At 68.4% G+C, this 19,855-nt stretch carries 15 protein-coding genes and 1 tRNA gene; 5 read left to right on the top strand and 11 right to left on the bottom strand.

Features of this window, described 5'->3' with window-relative positions; all coding sequences use genetic code 11:
- Positions 1 to 36: 36 nt before the first annotated feature.
- The 3 genes from ACWFRJ_RS25090 to ACWFRJ_RS25100 form a co-directional block, all read right to left on the bottom strand.
- Positions 37 to 1,947, bottom strand: coding sequence for an alkyl/aryl-sulfatase (locus tag ACWFRJ_RS25090; protein ID WP_453535028.1), 1,911 nt, complete (start codon positions 1,945 to 1,947; stop codon positions 37 to 39).
- Positions 1,948 to 2,067: 120 nt separating this feature from the next.
- Entirely contained in the window at positions 2,068 to 2,856 is a 789-nt protein-coding gene (locus ACWFRJ_RS25095) for a helix-turn-helix domain-containing protein (protein ID WP_453535031.1), read from the bottom strand.
- 82 nt (positions 2,857 to 2,938) lie between these two features.
- Positions 2,939 to 3,024: transfer RNA gene (locus tag ACWFRJ_RS25100), tRNA-Leu, on the bottom strand.
- A 97-nt stretch (positions 3,025 to 3,121) separates the two neighbouring features.
- Here ACWFRJ_RS25100 and ACWFRJ_RS25105 point away from each other — a divergent pair.
- Entirely contained in the window at positions 3,122 to 3,778 is a 657-nt protein-coding gene (locus tag ACWFRJ_RS25105; RefSeq protein WP_361045253.1) for an ANTAR domain-containing response regulator, read from the top strand.
- Positions 3,779 to 3,883: 105 nt separating this feature from the next.
- On the opposite strand, the gene ACWFRJ_RS25110 is transcribed toward ACWFRJ_RS25105, so the two are convergent.
- The 5 genes from ACWFRJ_RS25110 to ACWFRJ_RS25130 form a co-directional block, all read right to left on the bottom strand.
- Positions 3,884 to 4,600: an ABC transporter ATP-binding protein gene (locus ACWFRJ_RS25110; RefSeq protein ID WP_453535036.1), complete on the bottom strand. Its 717-nt coding sequence runs from the start codon at positions 4,598 to 4,600 to the stop codon at positions 3,884 to 3,886.
- Entirely contained in the window at positions 4,600 to 5,466 is an 867-nt protein-coding gene (locus ACWFRJ_RS25115; RefSeq protein ID WP_453535039.1) for an ABC transporter ATP-binding protein, read from the bottom strand. Before ACWFRJ_RS25115 ends, ACWFRJ_RS25110 begins: the two co-directional genes overlap by 1 nt.
- Positions 5,467 to 5,469: 3 nt before the next feature.
- On the bottom strand, positions 5,470 to 7,314 hold the full coding sequence (locus ACWFRJ_RS25120) for a branched-chain amino acid ABC transporter permease (protein WP_453535042.1): 1,845 nt from the start codon (positions 7,312 to 7,314) through the stop codon (positions 5,470 to 5,472).
- Between the two features lie 5 nt (positions 7,315 to 7,319).
- The gene (locus ACWFRJ_RS25125; protein ID WP_453535045.1) at positions 7,320 to 8,249 is read right to left on the bottom strand and encodes a branched-chain amino acid ABC transporter permease; all 930 of its coding nucleotides are present in this window, start codon (positions 8,247 to 8,249) and stop codon (positions 7,320 to 7,322) included.
- A 154-nt stretch (positions 8,250 to 8,403) separates the two neighbouring features.
- A complete protein-coding gene (locus ACWFRJ_RS25130) occupies positions 8,404 to 9,657 on the bottom strand; it encodes a branched-chain amino acid ABC transporter substrate-binding protein (protein WP_453535048.1) in 1,254 nt (417 codons plus the stop codon).
- 506 nt (positions 9,658 to 10,163) lie between these two features.
- On the opposite strand from ACWFRJ_RS25130, the gene ACWFRJ_RS25135 reads away from it, so the two are divergent.
- Positions 10,164 to 10,322, top strand: coding sequence for a hypothetical protein (locus ACWFRJ_RS25135; protein ID WP_453535051.1), 159 nt, complete (start codon positions 10,164 to 10,166; stop codon positions 10,320 to 10,322).
- Between the two features lie 211 nt (positions 10,323 to 10,533).
- Here ACWFRJ_RS25135 and ACWFRJ_RS25140 read toward each other — a convergent pair whose 3' ends face one another.
- The 3 genes from ACWFRJ_RS25140 to ACWFRJ_RS25150 all read right to left on the bottom strand — a co-directional run bounded on the left by ACWFRJ_RS25140 (position 10,534) and on the right by ACWFRJ_RS25150 (position 13,812).
- Entirely contained in the window at positions 10,534 to 10,908 is a 375-nt protein-coding gene (locus tag ACWFRJ_RS25140; protein ID WP_453535054.1) for a hypothetical protein, read from the bottom strand.
- Positions 10,909 to 11,012: 104 nt separating this feature from the next.
- Entirely contained in the window at positions 11,013 to 11,486 is a 474-nt protein-coding gene (locus tag ACWFRJ_RS25145) for a PaaI family thioesterase (RefSeq protein ID WP_453535057.1), read from the bottom strand.
- A 46-nt stretch (positions 11,487 to 11,532) separates the two neighbouring features.
- On the bottom strand, positions 11,533 to 13,812 hold the full coding sequence (locus ACWFRJ_RS25150; protein WP_453535060.1) for an FdhF/YdeP family oxidoreductase: 2,280 nt from the start codon (positions 13,810 to 13,812) through the stop codon (positions 11,533 to 11,535).
- A gap of 200 nt (positions 13,813 to 14,012) precedes the next feature.
- On the opposite strand from ACWFRJ_RS25150, the gene polA reads away from it, so the two are divergent.
- The 3 genes from polA (at position 14,013) to ACWFRJ_RS25165 (ending at position 19,754) form a co-directional block, all read left to right on the top strand.
- The gene (gene polA, locus ACWFRJ_RS25155) at positions 14,013 to 16,679 is read left to right on the top strand and encodes a DNA polymerase I (protein ID WP_453535723.1); all 2,667 of its coding nucleotides are present in this window, start codon (positions 14,013 to 14,015) and stop codon (positions 16,677 to 16,679) included.
- Positions 16,680 to 16,857: 178 nt separating this feature from the next.
- Positions 16,858 to 17,892, top strand: coding sequence for a serine hydrolase (locus ACWFRJ_RS25160; RefSeq protein ID WP_453535063.1), 1,035 nt, complete (start codon positions 16,858 to 16,860; stop codon positions 17,890 to 17,892).
- Between the two features lie 137 nt (positions 17,893 to 18,029).
- Positions 18,030 to 19,754: a lytic transglycosylase gene (locus tag ACWFRJ_RS25165; RefSeq protein ID WP_453535066.1), complete on the top strand. Its 1,725-nt coding sequence runs from the start codon at positions 18,030 to 18,032 to the stop codon at positions 19,752 to 19,754.
- The last annotated feature ends 101 nt before the right edge of the window (positions 19,755 to 19,855 follow it).

Genomic DNA, 19,855 nt, shown 5'->3' on the forward strand with positions numbered 1-19,855 from the left:
CTTCGTTCGTGTGTGCCCAGGGCGTTTTGTGTATGCCTAGGGCGTCACGATCGCGAAATTCGGATCCGGCTTCTCCACCACGCCGAGCAACTCGGCCAGAAGCGACGCGTCACCCTCGACCCCGATGTCCCCGAGCCCCTTGCCGCCCAGCATCGCGAGTAGCTGAGGCTTGGTCATCGTCAGCGTGACACCCGCGTCCGGAGCCTTCTTCGTATTGCTGCGATACGTCAACACGCCGTTCCGCAACGTCAGATGCCAGACCTTCCCCAACGCGGGAAGACTCCAGTCCATCCGCAGCTTCAGATCCCACGCCTTCGGACCGTTCACGCGAATCGCCACCGAATCGATGAGCTGATCCACCGAGAGCGCCATCAGCATGTCGGCACTCGTCACGGTCGTCGGCGACGCCGCCACGCCCTCGCGCAACTCCTGAGCGCCCATCAGATAGAAGTTGCGCCACACGGCGTTCTCCGACGACTGACCCAACTCGGTGTACAACTTGGCAAGTTCGGACTTGGCGGCCTTGTGCCCCGGGTCCGCGAACACCACATGATTGAGCAGCGTCACCGCGAACCGCGGATCACCGCCGCGCGCGAACGCCTTGGCCTTCGCGACCGTCGCCGTACGGCCCCCCATGGCCTTCACATACCGCTTGGCCTCCTCGACCGGCGGATGCTCCCACAGGTGCGCGGGATTGCCGTCGAACCAGCCCATGTACCGCTGGTAGACGCCCTTCACGTTATGGCTCAGGGACCCGTAGTACCCGCGATTCGCCCATACGCCGGCGAGCGCGGGCGGCAATTCGATCTCCTCGGCGATCTCACGCCCCGTCATCCCCGCATTGATCATCCGCAACGTCTGATCATGCATGTACGCGTACAGATCCCGCTGCTGTTCGAGCAGCTCCACGATCGTCTCCCCGCCCCACGTCGGCCAGTGGTGCGAGGCGAAGGCGACATCGGCCCGCCCATCGAAGAGCACCACCGACTCACCCAGATAGTGCGCCCACTGCCGGGCATCCCGCACCTGCGCACCGCGCAGCGTGATGATGTTGTGCATCGTGTGCGTCGCGTTCTCCGCCATGCAGACGGCACGCAGCTCGGGAAGCAGGAAGTTCATCTCCGCCGCGGCCTCGGTCCCCGGCGTCATCTGGAACTCGAACCTCACCCCGTCGACGGTCTCGACCTGACCCGTCCTTGTGATGTCCCTGGTCGGCGGAACCAACCCGATCGACCCCACCGAAACGGTCTGCCCGAGCCCACAACCGATCTGCCCCGCAGGCGACTTGGGCAACTGCGCCCCGTACATGTATCCGGAGCGCCGCTGCATCGCAGTCCCCGCGTAGACGTTCTCCGAGACGGCATGCTCCATAAATCCCTCGGGCGCGAGGATCGGTACGTCAGCCTCCTCCGCACCGTCCGGCAGCACACCGCGGCAGCCACCGAAGTGGTCGACGTGCGGATGCGTATAGATGAGCCCGGTGACCTTCTTGTCGCCGCGGTGCGCGCGGAACAGCTTCAGGGCGGCGGCCGCGGTCTCCGCCGAGATCAGAGGGTCGATGACGATGATGCCGGTGTCACCCTCGACGATCGTCATGTTCGACAGATCGAGCCCACGCACCTGATAGACGCGGTCCGTGACCTTGTAGAGCCCCTGCTTCGCCACGAGCCGCGACTGGCGCCACAGGCTCTTGTGCGCGGACTTGGGGGCGTCACCCTCCAGGAAGCCGTACGCGTCGCTGTCCCAGACGACCTGGCCCTCGGCGTTCTTCACGACACCCGGGGTGAGGGCGGCGATGAACCCCTTGTCGGCGTCGGCGAAATCGTCCCCGCCCTTGCTGGTGCCCTCACGGTCGGCCGCGAACGCGGTCCGGGGATTCATGGCCACGGCCGCCGCGGCAGCACCCGCGGCGGCGACGACGAAGCTGCGCCTGTTCAAGGGAGTCATGGGGCTGAAGATCGCAGCGGGGCCCGGGGCGGGGCAAGGGTTCGCCGGGGATTTGGGACAGGTCCCAGGGAGGGTGGGGGAGAGGGGTGACGTGTCCTATTGCGGGAGGGGGCGCCGGGGTCAGTATTTGGGGCCTACGTGGGTGTCCATGAGGGCTACGGATGCCCTTCGGGCGACGGAGATGTTGTACGGGTTGCCATGGCGGGTGCAGTTCTTCCACTCGACGCCCAGCTTGTCGAGGGTGTCGGTGTAGAGCTTCCGGATGTCGTCGGAGGCATTGGTGAACCAGTACCTGGGGTACTCGTAGCGCTTACGTTCCCCGCCGACTATGCGCGTCGTCCAGTTGATGTTCCGGCAGCCGTCCGAGTGGATGAGCCCTCGGACGAAGTCCCATGGACGGGCATCGACGATCTCCTGCTGCCAGGGTTCCAGGGCGATCCGGCGCTCGTGTTTCTTGCCCACGCCATGCTGCGGAAACATGCACCACAGGTGGTTCGAGTAGACCTTGACGTTGCTGCACCCTGTCCTGCGTACTCGGCAGACGGAGTTGTCCGGGAAGACAGCGCTCATGGCCCGCTCGCAGGCGTCCATGAGGCCCGGCCACGACTGAGTACAGGTGATCATGAGGCTAGGGACACGGTGGCCGGAGTGCTGGATGATGTGCCCGTCTCCGAGGTAGAGCCCCAGGAGGTAGGAGTACGCCCCCTCGTCGAGGTCGCGACCGTCGCACCGTGGGCACTGGGGGTTGGGTTTGCCCGGACACTCTCCGCGCTTGGCGCGGTCCATATGCCGCCAGTACGAGATGGTGCCGCTCGGAACATTCAGCCGGCGGGCGACCTCGGCGTTCTTCGTGCCGTCTCGCAGCAGCGTGAGGGCCTTTTGCCGTACCTCTGCGCCGTGGAAGTTCATGCCGCCACCCTGTGTGACCAGCCGTGGCGGCGAGTAGCAAAAAGCGGATGTTCACGAGAATGTGAACATCCGCTTTGCTCGCTGGTGCCGGGTGCGGGACTCGAACCCGCAAGCCCTTTCAGGCAGAGGTGTTTGAGACCTCCGTGTATACCGTTCCACCAACCCGGCAGGCACTGCCGGAACTATACCGGGTCTTCGCCGGACGCTGCAGCTAGGTAGGCTGGCGACGCAGCAGTACCTGCCCGGCCCGCAACAAGGAGCCCCCGTGACTTCCCCCGAGTCGCCCCAGCCCGTAGCCGATGACGACGACAAGTCGCACGTGCCTCCGCTGACGACCCGTGTCGTCATCGCAGAGGACGAGGCTCTTATCCGGCTCGACCTCAAGGAGATGCTCGAGGAAGAGGGCTACACCGTCGTCGGCGAGGCCGGTGACGGTGAGAAAGCCGTCGAGCTGGCCCGCGAGCACAAGCCGGACCTGGTGATCCTGGACGTGAAGATGCCCGTCATGGACGGCATCTCGGCGGCCGAGAAGATCGCCGAGGAGAGCATCGCCCCGGTGCTCATGCTGACCGCGTTCTCGCAGCGCGACCTGGTCGAGCGGGCCAGGGACGCCGGCGCGATGGCGTACCTCGTGAAGCCCTTCAGCAAGACCGACGTGGTGCCCGCCATCGAGATGGCCGTCTCGCGCTACACGGAGCTCAAGACGCTGGAGAACGAGGTCGCGGACCTCACCCTGCGCCTGGAGACGCGCAAGCTGGTGGACCGCGCCAAGTCGATCCTTCAGACGGAGTACGGCCTCACCGAGCCCGCCGCGTTCCGCTGGATCCAGAAGACGTCGATGGACCGGCGCCTTTCGATGCAGCAGGTCGCGGAGGCGGTCATCGAGGACGCCGACGAGAAGAAGGCGGCGAAGGGGCAGTAGTCCCGCAGCAGCCCCCGGCTCGTATAGAAGCTCGCACAGAAGAAGGCCCGCATCCCGAAGCCGGGGTGCGGGCCTTCTCGTATGCCTCAAAGAAGTGCTCAGTCCTCAGTCCTCGCCGAGGTACGCCTTGCGCACGGACTCGTCGTGCAGCAGGTCGTTCCCCGTCCCGGACAGGACGATCTTGCCGACCTCCATGACATGACCGTGGTCGGCGAGCGAGAGTGCCGCCTGGGCATTCTGTTCGACGAGCAGAATGGTCGTGCCCTGGGACTTGAGTTCGGAGATGGTCGCCATGATCTTCTGCATCATGATCGGCGAAAGGCCCATGGAAGGCTCGTCGAGCATGAGCAGTTTCGGCTGGGACATGAGCGCGCGTCCCATGGCGAGCATTTGCTGCTCACCGCCGGAGAGCGTGCCCGCCGCCTGCTTTCTGCGTTCCCCGAGAATGGGGAAGAGCTCGTAGGCGCGCGCTATGTCCTTTTCGATGGCGGCCTTGTCGCTGCGCAGATATGCGCCGAGCCGCAGATTGTTCTCGATCGTCATGCGCGGGAAGATGTGCCGGCCCTCGGGAGAGTGGGCGAGGCCGAGCGCGACGATCTGGTCGGCGCGGTATTTCCGGAGCGCTTTCCCGTCGAATTTGATGGAGCCGCCGACCGGCTTGAGCAGCCCGGACAGCGTGCGCAGCGTAGTGGTCTTGCCTGCGCCGTTCGTGCCGATCAGGGTGACGACCTCGCCGGCCTCGACCTTGAAGGAGATGCCCTTGACGGCCTCGATCTTGCCGTAGGCGACTTTGAGGTCCTCGACTTCGAGCAGTGCGGTCATCAGCTGTTCTCCTCGTTGCCCGTCGCGTCGGCCTCTGTGCTGCCGGGGGCACCTTCGAAGGGCTCGCCCAGGTAGGCGGCGATGACGCGGTCGTCCTGCTGGACGGTTTCACTGTCGCCCTCGACGAGTTTCTCGCCCTGGACGAGTACGGCCACGCGGTCGCAAAGGTTGAAGATGAAGCGCATGTCGTGCTCGATGACGAGGATGGCGATGCCCATGTCCCGGATGGCGAGGACGAGTTCCTCGGTGGCGCGGGTCTCCTGCGGGTTCATGCCCGCGGTCGGCTCGTCCAGGAGGAGCAGGCCGGGCTCGCTCGCGAGTGCCCGGGCGATCTCCAGCTTGCGCTGTTCGCCGTAGGGCAGGTTGCGGGAGAGGTGTTCCGCCTTTTCGGCGAGGCCGACGAATTCGAGCAGTTCCAGGGCGCGTTCCCTGGATTTGGCCTCGGCCTTGTGGAAGCCGGGGCCGCGCAGGAGGGCCGACCAGAGGCCTTCCTTCGTCCGCGTGTGGCGGCCGACGAGGACGTTCTCCAGGACCGTCATGTTGGCGAAGAGACGGATGTTCTGGAAGGTGCGGGCCACGCCGGCCGCGGTGACCTTGAAGGACTTGCTGGGCAGGACCTTGCCCTTGTACCGGACTTCGCCCTCGGTGGGGATGTAGAGGCCGGTGAGGCAGTTGAAGAAGGTGGTCTTGCCCGCGCCGTTGGGGCCGATGAGGCCGACGATCTCGCCGCTGTTGACGGTGAGGTCGACGGAGCGCACGGCGGTGAGGCCGCCGAAGCGCATCGTGACGCCCTTGGCGTCCAGGACGGTCTCTCCGGCCGGTGTCGCGGCCGGGGTGTCCTTGCTGGTGGTGGTGTCGGTGGTCATGGCTCAGGCCCCTGTCTTGCTGAGGACTGTGGGTGGCGGCGTGTCGCCGGGAGCCAGGTCGGCCTCGTGGAACTCGAGCTGGCGGCGGCGGTTGGGGATGAGGCCCTCGGGGCGGAAGCGCATGAGCAGTACGAGCGCGAGGCCGAAGGCGAAGAGCTGGTAGTCGCCCAGGAACGAGAGCTTGCTCGGGATGAGGTAGAGCAGCGCCGCGCCGACGAGGGGTCCGCTGATGGTGCCCATGCCGCCGAGTACGACTGCGGCGAGCAGGAACGCCGAGTTGGGCGGGACCGTGTTGGCGAACTGGTACTGCTCGGGTGTCACGGTGTAGGTGACGTGCGCCTGTACCGTTCCCGCGAGTCCGGCGAGTGTGGCGCCGAGGGCGAAGGCGATGAGCTTCACGCGGAAGCCGTTGATGCCCATGGCGAGCGCCGCGGTCTCGTCCTCGCGGATGGCGACCCAGGCGCGTCCGATGCGGGAGTCGCCGCTGCGCCGGAAGACCAGCACGACGACGAGGGTGATGAGCAGCATCAGGAAGAAGTAGTTCGCGAAGCGGCCGATGGTGACGCCGAGGATGGTGTGCTCGACGCCCAGGTCGAAGCCCAGGATCTTCAGGTTCGGGATCGAGGAGATTCCGTTGGAGCCGTTGGTGATGTCCGGGCCCGATGTGCCGTCGGAGTTCATCGCGACGAGCCGGAAGATCTCTCCGAAGCCGAGGGTGACGATGGCGAGGTAGTCGCCGCGCAGCCGCAGGGTCGGGGCGCCGATGAGCACGCCGAAGATGAGGGATGCTCCCGCGCCGACCAGGATCGCGCCCCAGAACGGCAGGTGGAGGTCGAAGGGCGAGGACGGCGATCCGGAGACCATGGATGCCGCGTAGGCGCCGACGCCGAGGAAGGCGACGTATCCGAGGTCGAGGAGTCCGGCGAGGCCGACGACGATGTTCAGGCCGAGCGCGACGGTGGCGAAGATGAGGATGTAGACGCCGATGGTGGCGTACTGGTCGTCGCTCTGTGTGAACGGGAAGGCCGCGGCGGCGACGAAGGCACCGATGAGGGTGATGTTGCGGTGCCGCGCGGTGTAGGTGGAGACCTGGGCGACGAGTCCGGCTTTGGACAGTGCGGCGAAGCTGAACGCCACGGTGATCAGGAAGCCGATGAAGAGTTCGTCGTACTCGGTGCCGATGCCGTAGGTGAAGACCAGCAGGCCGACGGCGAGGGCGGCGATGATGACGAGGATCTCGAGGTAGCTGGGGAGCTTGCGCGGGGTGGGCGGGGCCTCGGCCGCGAAGGCGCCCTTGAAGATGGTCATCCCGTTGCGCATGCGGTGCTTGAACTGCTCGCTGCCGCTGTCCTCGGGGTCGACCGCGTAGGTGTGCGGCCGGGTGAAGGGCAGGGCGAGTGCGCCGACGAAGGCGGCGAGGGTGGCGAGCGCGGCGACCCAGCCGCCGACTTCCAGGTTGGCGAGGCCGCCGAGCTGGTAGCTGATCGAGAGGATCGTGTACCAGGCGGTGACGAAGGCGGCGAGCGCCGCGTACTTCAGTGCGGCGTCGGCTCCGCCGGGAGTCAGGGCGCGTACGCCCTTGATGCCGTACGAGGCGAGGCCGAAGAGCGTCGTCAGGATGCCGGCGATCAGGACGAGGACCTGGAGGCCGCCGGGGTAGCCGTAGACGGTGAGGTCGCCGGGGAACGCGGAGGTCCAGGTCCAGGCGAGGAACGTGGAGATGACGGTGAGGATGCCGCCGCCGGTGGCCAGTGCGCGGGCGGGGCCCTCGGGGATGGCGATGAGACCGGTGGCGGTGTGGTCCTGCTTGGGGCCCGGCGCGTCGGCCGCGGTGGTCTGTGTGGTCATGGTTGTCACGCCCTGTCCGCGACGCGCTCGCCAAGTAGACCTTGTGGCCTGACGAGGAGTACGACGATGAGGAGTACGAAGGCCCAGACGTCGGCCCAGGACTGCCCGCCGAGCTGGCTCATGCCGGGGATGTCGTTCATGTAGGCGGTGGCCATGGCTTCGGCGACGCCGAGGACGAGGCCGCCGATCATCGCGCCGTAGATGTTGCCGATGCCTCCGAGTACGGCGGCGGTGAAGGCCTTGAGGCCCCAGAGGAAGCCCATGCGGAACTGGACTTCTCCGTAGCGGAAGCCGTAGGCGACGGCGGCGATGCCTGCGAAGGCGGCGCCGATCGCGAAGGCGACGACGATGACGCGGTCGGTGTTGACACCCATGAGCTTGGCGGTGTCGGGGTCCTGCGCGGTGGCCTGCATGCCGCGTCCGACGCGGGTCTTCATCACGAAGTAGCCGAGGGCGAACATGCAGATCGGGGCGGTGATCAGCAGGAAGATGTCGCCGGGCTGGATGGTGATGGAGCCGATGTGGATGGAGCCGCCTGGCAGCTCGGGGAAGGTGCGGGACGACTTCGCGTTGGGGTACCAGGCCCAGACGGCCTGCTGCAGCGCGAGGGAGAGGCCGATGGCGGTGATGAGGGGTGCGAGGCGGGGGGCGCCGCGCAACGGGCGGTAGGCGAAGCGTTCGGCTCCGACCGCGATGAGGGTCGAGACGATGACGGCGCCTATGAGCATCAGTGGCAGGGCGAGCCACATGCTGGTGCCGCCCGGCAGCCAGAGCCAGACGGTGAGGGCGCCGAAACCGCCGACCATGAAGATCTCGCCATGGGCGAAGTTGATGAGCTGGACAATGCCATAGACCATTGTGTAGCCGATGGCGATCAGGCCGTACATGGATCCCAGTAGCAGGCCGTTGACCAGCTGTTGCGGCAGTTCGTGCACCGCAGGTCCTCCGAGTCTTTCGGTGTCGTGCGGCGTGTTTGCGGCGGCGGGGGTGCCTCGCGGGGCCGTACGACTCAGGTGACGGATGCGACGCCGCGCGGGGCGCTGACAGAAGCAGCGCCCCGCGCGGGGGTGTCGTGGGCTGCGGGGTGGATCAGCCGGTGCCGCTGAAGGTGCCGGACTCGACCGGCTTCCAGCCCTTGGTCGGGTCGTCGGTGGACTTCACCTGGTACACGGTGAGTTGCTTGTTGGTGGCGTCGCCGTACTTGTCGAAGGAGACCTTGCCGGTCACGCCGTCGAACGTGACGCCCTGCATGGCCTCGACGATCTTGGCGCGAGCGTCGTCGGGCAGCTTGCCGTCGTTGTCGTCGACGACCTTCTTGACCGCTTCGATGACCGCCCAGGCCGAGTCGTACGAGTAGCCGCCGTAGGCCTCGTAGGCCTCCTTGTAGCCGGCCTTCTTGTAGTTCGCGATGAACTCCTTGGCGGACGGCAGCTGCTCGACGGGCTGGCCGATCGAGGTGGCCATGTCGCCCTTGCCCTCGGCGCCGGCGAGCTTGACGAAGTCGGCGCTGTAGATGCCGTCACCGCCGACGAGCGGGATCTTGGCTCCGGCCTTCTTCATCTGCTTGCTGAGCGGGCCTGCCGCGGGGTACTCGCCGCCGTAGTAGACGACGTCCGCGTCGGAGTTCTTGATCTTCGTGGCGACGGCGCCGAAGTCCTTGGTGTCCGGGTTCACGTGCTCGGTGCCCGCGACCTTGCCGCCGAGCTTGGTGAACTCGCCCTTGAAGGTGGCGGCAAGACCGGCACCGTAGGTCTTCTTGTCGTCGACGACGAAGACCTTCTTCTTCTTCGCCTTGTTGAAGAGGTACTGCGCGGCGAACGGGCCCTGGATGGCGTCCGTGGTGGCCGTACGGAAGTAGGCCTTGTACGGGCGAACCTTCTTGCCGCCGTTCCAGTCCTGGCCCTGGGTCATGGCCGGGTTGGTGTTGGCGGGGGAGACCTGGACGAGCTTCGCGTCGTCGAAGACCTTCTGCATCGACTCGCCGACGGAGGAGTTCAGGGGGCCGACGGCGCCGAGGATTTCCTTGTTCGCGACGAACTTGGTCGCGTTGGTCTGGCCCGACGCGGGCTGTCCCTGGTCGTCGGCGGACTCCACCTTGAAGGTGATGCCGTCGACGTACTTCTTCGAGTTGGCCTGCTTGGCGGCGAGATCCACGGAGTTGCGGATACCGAGGCCCAGCGCGGACAGGTCGCCGGTCAGTGGCGCGTCGACGCCGATGACCACGGTGGTGCCGCCGCCCCCGGAGTCGCCCTTGTCCTTGTCGTCGCGTGAGCCACAGGCGGTGAGGGTGAGTGCCCCCGCGGTGAGTGCAGCGGTGATGGCTATGAGCGAACGTTGACGCACGATCAGTCCTTTCCCCTGGCACGGCCGTCCCCTGTTGGGTGGCCGAGTCGAGCGCAGAAACCGAACTGACAGGAATCCGGTGGGCGCGGTGACTGGCCGTGACTCTAAGGGGCGCTTTGTTCCTGGTGGAGTAGTCCGGGCAAAGGTGTGACGCTCTTGTTATGCCACGGAGTATTCCGCGCTGGAACTCGAGGGGTGGTTGGGGCGGAATGCGCCATCTTCGGCGTATCCCGCATGGTGAGAACTTGCAGGACTGTCAGGGTGTTTCACTCATGACATCAGTGTTCGGGGGGCATGCGGCTGTCAGGGCCCTGGAGAGATCTTTTGCGTACGTCGAGCCGAGGATGAAGCTCTGCATCTGCATTGCGCGCGCATTACGCAGTGTTACGATCAGGAAAGGGAGTCCGGCATTCCGCTGCACATTTCCGCATTCGCGAATGTGCATCGTGATTCGTACGGTACGAGGGCTTCCCCATTTCACTGTGAATGGGGTATGGGGGACGGCGGTGACCGAAAGCGCCGTTGTCGGCTGGGCGATCCGTCTGACGGACACCGGCGGCCCCGAGTACTGGCCGATGCTGACGGCGAAGCTGAACGTGCGGTCACCGGCCTTCGGGTGCGTCATCTCGCCCCTGTACGTCACGGACACGGTCTGCGACGGATAGGGCGGCGGTGGTGGCTCCGGGGGCCGGGGGCGGGTCAGGTAGAGGCTGATTCCGGCCGCCCCGACGACCGCGGCCGTGGCGAGGGCCAGGGCGGTGCGGTGGCGCCGGGTGAGGAGCGGGCGGGGCCGTCGGGCGCGTCCGGCGACCTGGTCCGCGGCGTCGGCGTCGGCTTCGTAGGTGTGGTCGCCGGGCTCGATGGGTCCGATGGCGTTCACACCCACGGCCCGCCGCTCGGCTCACCGTGGCGGTAGCGCTTCTCGCACCGCTCGTGGGCCTCGCGGGCGATCAACTTCCGTCCCGCGTCGGCTCCTTGGCGCTCGCGCTCGGCGCGGGCCAGGTCGAGGGTGTCCCGCAGGATCATGTACTGCCCGTTGGAGAGGCCCATCGACTGGTAGTCGCCGTAGGTCTCCTTGCCCGAGTCGTAGATCTGCCGTCCCCACTTGGTGATCAGGGCCGTGCAGAGGTCTTCGGGGGATGTGGTGGCGGGGGAGGGAGTGGGGGAGTCGGTGGAGGGTGAGCTCCCGCATCCGGTGGCGGCGAGGAGGGTGGCGAAGGCGAGCGCACAGAGCGGTTTCCGGTGCCTCATGCACAGACGCTAGACCGGAGCCGCACGCTCCGACAATGCGTGGGGCGCGCCTGATCCCGTGGGGTAACTCCTGATCCCGTGGGGGCGCGCCGCCTTCAACCGCCTTATCCCGCGCTTCCGTTGGGATCCACGTCACGCAGCAGGCAGGTCAGCCGCGCGGTGCACACCCGCTTGTCCTGCTCGTCGGTGATGACGATCTCGTACGTCGCCGTCGAGCGGCCCCGGTGCACGGGCGTCGCCACGCCGGTGACCAGGCCCGAACGCGCGCCCCGGTGGTGCGTGCAGTTCAGGTCGACGCCGACGGCGAGCTTCCTGCTCCCGCCGTGCAGCATCGAGCCGACCGAACCGAGCGTCTCGGCGAGGACGGCGGAGGCGCCGCCGTGCAGCAGGCCGTACGGCTGGGTGTTGCCCTCGACCGGCATGGTGCCCACGACACGGTCCGCGGAGGCCTCGACGATCTGGACGCCCATGCGGGTGCCGAGGTCGCCCGCGGAGAAGAGGGCGGGCAGGTCGACGCCGAGCGCCGCGTACTCGTCGATGACCTCTTGCGGGAACTTCACGCTGTGCTGCTCGCCCATGGGGCCCTGCTCCGTCCGTCGTCCTCACCTGGCGCTGAGCGAACGCTCAGTCGGTTGCCGATTGTTCCAGGCGGACGACGACGGACTTGCTGGCGGGGGTGTTGCTCGTGTCGGCCGTCGCGTCCAGCGGGATCAGGACGTTCGTCTCCGGGTAGTACGCCGCCGCGCAGCCCCGGGCCGTCGGATAGTGCACGATCCGGAAGCCGGGCGCGCGCCGCTCGACGCCGTCCTTCCACTCGCTCACGAGGTCGGCGTACGACCCTTCGGCGAGGTTCAGCTCGCGGGCGTCGTCGGGGTTGACCAGGACGACACGGCGGCCGTTCTTGATGCCCCGGTAGCGGTCGTCGAGGCCGTAGATCGTGGTGTTGTACTGATCGTGCGAGCGCAGTGTCTGCAGCAGCAACCGTCCCTTGGGCAGGGCGGGGAACTCGACAGGGGCCGCCGTGAAGTTGGCCTTGCCGGTGGCCGTGGGGAAGCGGCGCTCGTCGCGCGGGGCGTGCGGCAGGGCGAAGCCCGCGGGGTCGGCCACCCTGGCGTTGAAGTCCTCGAAGCCGGGGATCACGCGCGCGATGCGGTCGCGCACCGTGGCGTAGTCCTTCTCGAACTCCTCCCAGGGCGTGGCCGATTCGGGACCCAGGACGCGGCGGGCGAGGCGGCACACGATGGCCGGCTCGGAGAGCAGCTGCGGGCTCGCGGGCTCCAGACGGCCGCGCGAGGCGTGCACCATGCCCATGGAGTCCTCGACGGTCACGAACTGCTCGCCGCCACCTTGGAGGTCCCGCTCGGTGCGGCCGAGCGTCGGCAGGATCAGCGCCCGCGCGCCCGTGACGGCGTGCGAGCGGTTCAGCTTCGTCGACACGTGGACGGTCAGGCGGGCCTTGCGCATCGCAGCCTCCGTCACCTCCGTGTCGGGCGACGCCGCCACGAAGTTGCCGCCCATAGCGAAGAAGACCTTCGCGTCGCCGTCCCGCAGCGCCTTGATCGCGCGGACGACGTCCAGGCCGTGCTCGCGCGGCGGCGCGAAGCCGAACTCCTTCTCCAGGGCGTCGAGGAAGGCCGGTGCGGGCCGCTCGAAGATGCCCATCGTGCGGTCGCCCTGCACGTTCGAGTGCCCGCGCACCGGGCACACGCCCGCACCGGGGCGGCCGATGTTGCCGCGCAGCAGAAGGAAGTTGACGACCTCGCGGATGGTCGGCACGGCGTGCTTGTGCTGGGTCAGGCCCATCGCCCAGCACACGACGGTGCGCTTCGAGGCGAGGACCATGGCGAGGGCTTCCTCGATGTGCTCGCGGGGGAGGCCCGTCGCGGCGAGGGTCTCGTCCCAGTCGGCGCGCCGCGCCGCCTCGGTGAACTCCTCGTACCCATGGGTGTGCTCGCGGACGAACTCCTCGTCGACCGCGCCGTCCGTGTCGAGGATGAGCTTGTTCAGGAGACGGAACAGGGCCTGGTCGCCGCCGAGGCGGATCTGCAGGAAGAGGTCGGTGAGGGCGGTGCCCTTGAGCATGCCCACCGGGGTCTGCGGGTTCTTGAAGCGCTCCAGGCCTGCCTCGGGCAGCGGGTTGACCGTGATGATCTTCGCGCCGTTGTTCTTCGCCTTCTCCAGGGCGGAGAGCATGCGCGGATGGTTCGTGCCCGGGTTCTGCCCCGCGACGATGATCAGATCCGACTTGTAGAGGTCCTCGAGGAGGACGCTGCCCTTGCCGATCCCGATGGTCTCGGTGAGGGCGGAGCCGGACGACTCATGGCACATGTTCGAACAGTCGGGCAGATTGTTCGTGCCCAGCTCGCGGGCGAACAGTTGGTACAGGAACGCCGCTTCGTTGCTGGTGCGGCCCGAGGTGTAGTAGACGGACTCGTCCGGGCTGTCCAGGGCGGCCAGTTCCTCGCCGATGATGTCGAAGGCCCGCTCCCAGGAGACGGGTTCGTAGCCCTCGGCGCCCTCCGCCAGGTACATCGGGTGGGTGAGGCGGCCCTGCTGTCCCAGCCAGTACCCACTGCGCGTCGCGAGGTCGGCCACGGGGTGCGCGGCGAAGAAGTCGGGGGTGACGCGGCGCAGGGTGGCTTCCTCGGCGACCGCCTTCGCGCCGTTCTCGCAGAACTCCGCCTTGTGCCGGTGCTCCGGCTCGGGCCAGGCGCAGCCGGGGCAGTCGAAGCCGTCCTTCTGATTGACCCGCAGCAGGGTCAGCGCCGTGCGGCGCACACCCATCTGCTGCTGGGCGATGCGCAGCGTGTGCCCGATGGCGGGAAGACCCGCCGCGGCGTGCTGCACCTCGGCGACCTGCGGTGCGTCCTGGACCGGATCACCCTTGGGCGACTTCCTTGCCATGGTCGGCTCCCCTTCGAGCACGTGCGTGAGGTACGTCTCCGATCCTCCCACGCGGCTGTGACAGCGCGGCCGCGGGTGAGGGTTGGGCCTGAGTGTCAGTGGGGCGTGGCAGGATCGGGGACGTGGCAGAAAAAGCAGCGCAGAAGAAGTCCGAGACCGCGACGAAGCCGAGTGGCGAGCAGCGTCCGCGCCTGCTCCTCATGGACGGGCACTCCCTGGCCTACCGGGCGTTCTTCGCGCTGCCCGCGGAGAACTTCACGACCGCGACGGGCCAGCCGACGAACGCGATCTACGGCTTCGCGTCGATGCTGGCGAACACCCTGCGCGACGAGGCGCCCACGCACTTCGCGGTGGCCTTCGACGTCTCGCGCAAGACGTGGCGCTCCTCGGAGTTCCCCGAGTACAAGGCGAACCGCTCCAAGACCCCTGACGAGTTCAAGGGGCAGGTCGAGCTGATCGGCGAGGTGCTCGACGCGATGCACGCGGTGCGGTTCGCGGTGGACGGCTTCGAGGCGGACGACGTCATCGCCACGCTCGCCACCCAGGCGGAGGCGGCCGGTTTCGACGTCCTGATCGTCACCGGCGACCGCGACTCCTTCCAGCTGATCACCGACCACGTGACGGTGCTGTATCCCACGAAGGGCGTCTCCGAGCTGACGCGCTTCACACCGGACAAGGTCGAGGAGAAGTACGGCCTCACGCCCAGCCAGTATCCCGACTTCGCGGCCCTGCGCGGCGACCCGTCGGACAACCTCCCCGGCATCCCCGGCGTCGGCGAGAAGACCGCCGCGAAGTGGATCAACCAGTTCGGCTCCTTCGCGGAGCTCGTCGAGCGCGCCGAAGAGGTCAAGGGCAAGGCCGGGCAGAACTTCCGCGACCACTTGGACGCGGTGAAGCTGAACCGCCGTCTCACGGAGATGGTGCGCGACGTCGAGCTCCCCAAGGGGGTCACCGACCTGGAGCGCGCTCCGTACGACCGCACGGCCCTCGCCCTCGTCCTTGACACCCTGGAGATCCGCAACCCCTCGCTGCGCGAGCGCCTCCTGGCCGTCGACCCCGGCGCGGAGGAGGCCGAGGAGACCCCGGCCGAGCCGGGTGTGGAGCTGGACGGCTCGGTGCTCGGCGCGGGCGAGCTCGCGCCGTGGCTCGCCGAGCACGGCAAGGCCGTCCTGGGCGTGGCCACGGTCGACACCTGGCAGCTCGGCACGGGCTCGGTCACCGAGGTCGCCCTCGCGGCGGCAGGGGGAGCCGCTGCCTGGTTCGACCCGTCCCGCCTCGACGAGGCCGACGAGAACGCCTTCGCGGCCTGGATCGCCGACCCGAAGAAGCCCAAGGTCCTGCACAACGCCAAGGCCACGATGCGGGTCTTCCCCGAGCACGGCTGGACCGTGGACGGCGTCGGCATGGACACGGCGCTCGCCGCGTACCTGGTCAAGCCGGGCCGCCGCTCCTTCGCCCTGGACGCCCTGTCCCTGGAGTACCTGGGCCGTGAGCTTGCGCCCGCGTCCGCCCCCGAGGGACAGCTCGCCTTCGGTACGGAAGAAGAGGACGACCAGGCGGAGGCCGACGCGCTGATGTCGCAGGCCCGCACGATCCTCGACCTCGGCACGGCCTTCGGCGAGAAGCTGAAGGAGGTCGGCGCGGGCGATCTCCTGACGGACATCGAACTGCCGACGTCCACCCTCCTGGCCCGCCTGGAGCGGCACGGCATCGCGGCGGACCGCGCCCATCTGGAGGAGATGGAGCAGCAGTTCGCGGGCGCGGTGCAGCAGGCGGTGAAGGAGGCGCACGAGGCGGCGGGCCACGAGTTCAACCTCGGCTCGCCCAAGCAGCTCCAGGAAGTCCTCTTCGGCGAGCTGAACCTCCCCAAGACGAAGAAGACCAAGACCGGCTACACCACGGACGCGGACGCCCTGGCCTGGCTCGCGGGCCAGACCGAGAACGAACTGCCGGTCATCATGCTGCGCCACCGCGAGCAGGCGAAGCTGCGCGTCACTGTCGAGGGCCTGATCAAGGCGATCGCCGCGGACGGCCGCATCCACACCACGTTCAACCAGACGGTCGCGGCGACGGGCCGCCTGTCCTCCACCGAACCGAACCTGCAGAACATCCCGGTCCGCACGGACGAGGGCCGGGCGATCCGCCGCGGCTTCGTGGTCGGCGAGGGCTTCGAGTCCCTGATGACCGCGGACTACAGCCAGATCGAACTGCGCGTGATGGCCCACCTCTCCGAGGACGAGGGACTCCTGGAGGCGTTCGCCTCGGGTGAGGACCTGCACACGACCGTGGCGTCCCAGGTGTTCGGCGTGGAGGGCTCCGCCGTCGACGCCGAGATGCGCCGCAAGATCAAGGCCATGTCGTACGGCCTCGCGTACGGCCTCTCCGCGTTCGGTCTCTCCCAGCAGCTGAACATCGACGCGGGCGAGGCCCGTGCCCTGATGGACACGTACTTCGAGCGCTTCGGCGGCGTTCGCGACTATCTGCGCCGAGCCGTCGACGAGGCCCGCGCGACGGGCTACACGGAGACGATGCTGGGCCGCCGCCGGTATCTCCCCGACCTCAACAGCGACAACCGCCAGCGCCGCGAGATGGCAGAGCGGATGGCCCTGAACGCGCCCATCCAGGGCACGGCCGCGGACATCGTCAAGATCGCCATGCTGAACGTGCACCGCGCACTGACGGAGGCGAAGCTCGAATCGCGCATGCTGCTCCAGGTCCATGACGAAATCGTCCTGGAGATCGCGCCGGGCGAGCGCGCCGAGGTGGAGAAGATCGTCCGCCACGAGATGGCGGGCGCGGCGTCGCTGCGGGCTCCGCTGGATGTGTCGGTGGGGGTCGGGGCGGACTGGGAGTCGGCTGCGCACTGACGGCGTCGGGCTTGAGCGACGTTCCTTGGGCGCACCGTTGTCACCGGCTTCGCCGAGTTCGTCCTCAAGTGCCGGACGGGCTGAAATCTTCAGCCCGTCCGGGGGAAAGTCCCTCCGCCCTCACCCACGTGGCCCCCGCCCCCGAGCCGCGACGAGGCGCCCCCGCCACGATGACCGCATGGCTCTTCACCTGCGAAAGCGTCGAATAGCGATAGCCACGGCACTGGTCGCCACCCTCCTCTCCCCGATACCCGCAACAGCCGCCCAGGCGAGCGCGGCGCAACGCGCGGCATCCTGCACGGCCCGCAGCGACCCCGCCCTCGCCGCCCATCTCTCCCGCGACATCCGCGCCGTCCTGGCGGCCCGGCGGGGCACCGTCTCCGTGGCCGTCCACGACCCCGCCACCGGCGTGAGCTGCGCCCTTGGCAGCAGCCACCGCTACGACACCGCCAGCATCGCCAAGGTCATGATCATGGAGGCGACCCTCCGCCGCGCACAGGACTGGGGCCGCGGACTCACCGACTGGGAGCGCCGCAAGATCCGCCCCATGATCACCCGCTCGGACAACACGGCGGCCCGGCGCCTCTTCGACGACCTGGGCCAGCGCTACATCGCCCGCTACCTGGGCCGTGCGGGCACCACCGCCACCACCCTCAACCCGTACGGCCTCTGGGGCCTGACCCGCACCTCCGCGGCCGACCAGCTCCGCCTCCTCGGCGTCCTCACCGGAGCCAGGGCTCGCGCCCTGCTGAGCGCGAGCTCACGCGCGTACGGCCTGAAGCAGCTGAACGAGGTGCGGCGCGACCAGCGCTGGGGCGTGCCCGCCGGAATGCCGCGCGGCACCAAGGCATACCTCAAGAACGGCTGGCTGCCCCGGTCCACGCACGGCTGGCGGGTGCACAGCATCGGAGCGTTCACCGGAACGACGACAAAGACGGCGAAGCCGACAGCGAAGGACCGCAACCGCACCTACCGCATCGTCGTCCTCTCCCACGACAACCCCACGATGAAGTACGGAGTCCGTACGATCGAACGCGTCGCCCAGGCCGTGCACCGCGCGCTCAACAAGGGCCGCTCCGCGGGGCAGGAGCTCACCCCGGAGAGCGAGATCAGCGAAGTGTCCGACGGCTCGGCACCGTACGACGCCTCGCCCGAGGGCTCCGGTGACGCCCCTCCCGAGGCCCCGACCGAACAGGACACGGTCAACCGGTGAAAATCGGGCACGAACGGGTGTCTGGGCGCCGGAAGTTGTCGTAGTGTCGCCTGAGTCGGCCCGCTGGGGAGCACAACGGAAAACACCACAGAGCGGGTGGCGACACGCACAGTCGTCAAGGGGAGGGGTCCACAGTCATGGCGGCGGTATTCGGCAGGCGCATGCGCAGGGGAGCGGTGACCACCGCGGTGGCCGCGGCAGCGGTGGCGGCGCTCGCGGCGTCCCAGGCCCCGGGCGTGACGGACGTCCCTCGCGACGAGCGGGCGGGGGCGTCCGAGGCCACGCAGCCACCCGAGGACTCCGCGACCGGCAACTCCCCCTACTACACCGACCTGCCGCCCCTGAAGACCCCGGTCCCGCCGACCGGAGCGCCCGACGGCGGCGACGGCGACGAGACCGAATCGGAGATCCCGGCCACCGTCCTCGACGCGTACAAGAAGGCCGAGGCGTCCCTTGCCACCTCCAAGCCGGGCTGCAACCTCCCCTGGCAGCTGCTCGCCGCGATAGGCAAGGTCGAGTCGGGCCAGGCGCGTGGCGGTCGCGTGGACGCGAACGGCACGACGATCGCACCGATCCTCGGCCCTGTTCTCAACGGCAACGGCTTCGCGAAGATCACCGACACCGACAACGGCGCGTACGACAACGACAAGACGCACGACCGCGCGGTCGGCCCCATGCAGTTCATCCCCTCGACGTGGGACACCTGGGCCAAGGACGGCAACGCGGACGGCAAGACGGACCCGAACAACATCTACGACGCCGCGCTCGCCGCGGGAAGCTATCTCTGCGCGAGCGACCGCGACCTGTCCGTCGAGGCCGATCTGCACAAGGCGATCCTCAGCTACAACCACTCGACGGACTACCTGAACACGGTCCTGACGTGGCTGGAGCACTACCGCAAGGGCGTCAGCGAGATCCCCGACGGCACGGGCGACCTGCCGGGCGACCGCAGCGACGGCAACAGCCCGGGCGCGAGCCCGAGCCTGTCCCCCACGCCCCCGGCGTCCGGTTCGCCCTCGCCGAAGCCGTCGGGCCCCGGCACGCACAAGCCCGACAAGCCGTCCAAGCCCAACAAGCCCGGCAACGGCGGCGGCAGCCCGTCCAAGCCGCCGAGCAACGGCGGCGGCTCCGGGAGCCCCGATCCCTCCACCCCCAGCCGCCCCTCGCCCACCGACCGGGTCGCTAGCCTGGAGGACGCCGGTACCGGCAAGCTCTCCGCGACGGCGGGCGACGCCTTCGCCGAGCACGTAGCGGTGCGCACGGAGTCCGCGTCGGGCTCGGGCGTGGCCAAGGTCAAGGTGAAGTTCTCGATCGTCGGTGACACCGACGCGCGCTTCCCGGGCGGCGCCACCAGCGCGACCGTCACCACGAGCGCCTCGGGCAAGGCCACAGCGCCGGCGCTCAAGGCGGGCGAGAAGACGGGTGAGTTCACGGTCACGGCCAAGGTCGTCGGCCGCTCGCTGCCCGGCCGCCCCTACACGGCGACGGTCACCGCGCGCCAGGCCGACAAGCTGGCCAGGGCCAGCGACAAGGCGCTGACCTGCGAGCCGGGCAAGGAGTTCGCCGACCAGGTCGAGGTCAAGGCGACGTACAAGGGAGAGGCCGCAGACCGTGTCGCGGCCACCGCCACCATGGTCAAGTCGGCGACCGACGCCACGGCCAACGACAAGGGTCCCTACTTCAAGGACGCGGACGACAAGCCGGTCCGCACCCTCAAGGCCCTGAAGACCGACGCGAACGGCGTGCTCAAGCTCCCCAAGATGTACGCGGACGACGACGCGGGCACGTACCTGCTCCGCATCACCACCGCGGGCGGCGCGACGCTCGAGGTCGAACTGAAGGTGGCGGCGCCCGCGGCCTAGCCGCGCGCACGTCCCCCACGCACGGACCGCGTCCCGCACGCACGTCCCGCACACAACGCCCCTGCGCCCGCCCGGTGCAGGGGCGTTCGTGTGTGTGCAAC

This window comes from Streptomyces sp. NPDC055239, assembly GCF_053606205.1.